4 protein-coding genes and 1 pseudogene are annotated in these 3073 nt (G+C 67.7%); all 5 read left to right on the forward strand.

All coding sequences use genetic code 11. The annotated features are described in order from the left end of the window. Positions 1 to 403, forward strand: a pseudogene (locus RMO30_RS07200) (ATP-dependent DNA helicase RecG); the annotation flags it as partial. A 62-nt stretch (positions 404 to 465) separates the two neighbouring features. Next, on the forward strand, positions 466 to 951 hold the full coding sequence (gene coaD, locus RMO30_RS07205) for a pantetheine-phosphate adenylyltransferase (RefSeq protein ID WP_309711343.1): 486 nt from the start codon (positions 466 to 468) through the stop codon (positions 949 to 951). Between the two features lie 151 nt (positions 952 to 1102). Further along, the gene (fgd, locus tag RMO30_RS07210) at positions 1103 to 2143 is read left to right on the forward strand and encodes a glucose-6-phosphate dehydrogenase (coenzyme-F420) (protein WP_309711346.1); all 1041 of its coding nucleotides are present in this window, start codon (positions 1103 to 1105) and stop codon (positions 2141 to 2143) included. 34 nt (positions 2144 to 2177) lie between these two features. Further along, positions 2178 to 2807: a methyltransferase domain-containing protein gene (locus tag RMO30_RS07215; RefSeq protein WP_309711348.1), complete on the forward strand. Its 630-nt coding sequence runs from the start codon at positions 2178 to 2180 to the stop codon at positions 2805 to 2807. A gap of 55 nt (positions 2808 to 2862) precedes the next feature. Beyond that, a partial coding sequence (locus RMO30_RS07220) for a ribbon-helix-helix domain-containing protein (protein ID WP_309711350.1) occupies positions 2863 to 3073 on the forward strand: 211 nt, incomplete at its 3' end.

The raw sequence follows: 3073 nt of genomic DNA on the forward strand, positions 1-3073 counted from the left end.
CGACGCCGATCGGTTTGGCATCGCCCAGTTGCACCAGTTGCGCGGTCGGGTCGGCCGGGGCAGTGCGCCGGGCTTGTGTCTCTTTGTCACGCACGCCGAACCGGTTTCGCTGGCTCGGGAGCGAGTGGATGCTGTCGCCGCCACGCTCGACGGTTTCGAGTTGGCGCAGGCCGACCTCGAGTTGCGGCGCGAGGGCGATGTGTTGGGGGAGTCGCAGTCGGGTGGTCGGTCGTCGCTCAAACTGCTGCGAGTCTCGAGAGACGGCAAGCTCATCGAGGACGCGCGCGCTGTCGCCGAGGACATCCTCGCGGGCGATCCGGGGCTCCGACTGCACGATGCCCTGAGGGAAGCCATCGACCGTCGGCTCGATGAGACCGAGCGGGCGTTCCTCGGCAAGAGCTGACGTGCCGTCATCGGTAACGGAATGGTCACGTAAGCCCGGGGGCTCTCCGATACAGTGACGAGGTGAGCCGGATCGCTGTCGTACCGGGGTCTTTCGATCCGGTGACTCTCGGGCACCTCGACGTGATCGAGCGGGCTGCGGGACTCTTTGATGAACTGCACGTTCTCGTCGTGCACAACCCGGCTAAGACGGCTCTGTTGCCGATCGCCCAGCGGGTGTCGCTCATCCAGGAGGCGGTCGTCGAGGCGAGCATGCCCGGCAATATCACCGTCACCTCGTGGAGCGTCGGACTGCTCGTCGACTACTGCACGGATGTCGGCGCGAGCGTTCTCGTGAAGGGAATCCGTTCGCAGGTCGATGTGGCCTACGAGACTCCGATGGCGATCGTGAACCGCAACCTCGCGGGTGTGGAGACGATCTTCCTGCTGCCCGATCCGGCGCACGCCCACGTGTCGAGCTCGCTGGTGCGCCAGGTGGCGGGGCTCGGTGGCGACGTGTCTCCGTATGTGCCGCGGGTCGTTTCGGCGTTCCTGCAGTCCAACGACTGACCGCCGCGCACGACCCCGCGCCGCGGCAGGCGACCCCCATCCCGACCGAACTCTCGGAATCCGAGGGTCTCGTCGACGTCTCGTCGATGAAGGCCTGGATTTCCGAGAGTTGGGTCCGGCGGCTCGAGTTGAGGCGCGCCAGAATGGGGGAATGACCCTCACCCTCGGATACAAGGCATCCGCCGAGCAGTTCGACCCGCGCGAGCTCGTCGAGATCGCGGTTGCTGCGGAGCAGCACGGCATGGAGAGCGTCGCTGTGAGCGACCACTTCCAACCGTGGCGGCACGAGGGCGGGCACGCGCCGTTCTCGCTCACCTGGATGGCGGCGGTGGGAGAGCGCACGAGCAAGATCCGGATCGGCACGAGCGTGATGACGCCGACGTTCCGCTACAACCCGGCGGTGCTCGCGCAGGCGTTCGCGACGATGGGGGTGCTCTACCCCGACCGCATCTTTCTCGGCGTCGGCAGCGGCGAGGCGCTGAACGAGATCGCCACCGGATTCCAGGGCGGCGGTGAGCAGGTCTGGCCTGAGTTCAAGGAGCGGTTCGCGCGACTCCGCGAATCCGTCGACCTCATGCGCCAGCTCTGGACGCACGACCGAGTGAACTTCGAGGGCGAGTACTACTCGACGCACGACGCATCCATCTATGACCGCCCCGAGCTGCCGATCCCGGTGTACATCGCCGCGGGTGGTCCGATGGTGGCCCGCTACGCCGGCCGCGCGGGTGACGGCTTCATCTGCACCTCCGGCAAGGGCATGGCGCTCTACACCGACGAACTGATCCCCGCCGTCAAGGAGGGCGCCGAGAAGGCGGGCCGCGACTACGCGGGAATCGACAGGATGATCGAGATCAAGATCTCCTACGACACGGATGCCGCAGCCGCTCTCGAGAACACCCGATTCTGGGCGCCGCTCGCGCTGAGCAAAGAGCAAAAACACGACATCACCGATCCGGTCGAGATGGAGCGCGCCGCCGATGCCCTCCCCATCGAGCAGATCGCGTCGCGGTGGATCGTCGGTTCCGACCCCGACGCCGTGGTCGCCGACGTGAAGCAGTACGTGGATGCGGGCTTCACCCACCTCGTCTTCCACGCCCCGGGCCACGACCAGCGCCGCTTTCTGCAACTCTTCGAAGCCGACCTCGCCCCCCGCCTCCGCGCCCTCGCCACCCCCGCTACCCACGCGGGTTGAGTGCCGCCGAAGGCGGTGTATCGAAACCCACCCCATGGATGCCGACAAGCAGACCCAGCGCCAGCGCACCGTCTGGCAGAAGGCCGCCGCCCGGTACGACCGCGCGATGGCGCCCCTCGAACGCGGCCTGCTCGCCGGCAGCCGGGAGTGGATCGCCGAACGCGCCCACGACCGCATCCTCGAGGTCGCGATCGGAACCGGCCGCAGCCTCGAGTTCTACCCGCCCGAGGTCGAGCTCACCGGCGTCGACCTCAGCCCGGCGATGCTGCGTCGCGCCCGCCGCGGCGCGACCGAACTGGGGCTCAAACCCGCGTTTCGCGTGGCCGACGTCGAGCAGTTGCCGTACGACGACGCCTCCTTTGACACCGTCGTCTGCGCGCTCGGCCTGTGTTCGATCCCGCGCCCCGACGTCGCCGTGCGTGAGATGGCGCGGGTGCTCGCCCCGGGCGGAACCCTCCTGCTTCTCGACCACATCGGCAGCTCCTGGCCGCCGGTCTACGCCGCCCAGTGGTTGCTCGAGCGGGTCACGATCCTGACCTCGGGCGAGCACCTCACGCGACGCCAACTGCCGGTCGTGCGGGCCGCCGGGCTCGACATCGTCGAGTCGCAGCGGCTCAAGGCCGGCACGATCGAACGCATCCGCGCGCGCAAGCCCGCGGGTTGAGTGCCCGCGCAGCGGGTGTATCAAAACTCAACCTCCAATCGCATACACTTCCTGTATGGCTGCGCAGAGTTTCAACATTTCGCTCCCGCAGGAGCTCGTCGACCAGATCGACGATCAGGCGCGACGCGAATTCTCGTCGCGCAGCGAGTACATCCGCCGCGCGGTCGTGAAGCAGCTCCGTACCGAGCAGGCGCTTCAGGCCGTGTTCGATCGGGCCAACGACCGCGGGCGTCGACTCGGCTACGCATCCGAGCAGCAGGTGTATG

This window comes from Pseudolysinimonas sp., from assembly GCF_031389465.1.
Lineage (GTDB): Bacteria > Actinomycetota > Actinomycetes > Actinomycetales > Microbacteriaceae > Pseudolysinimonas_A.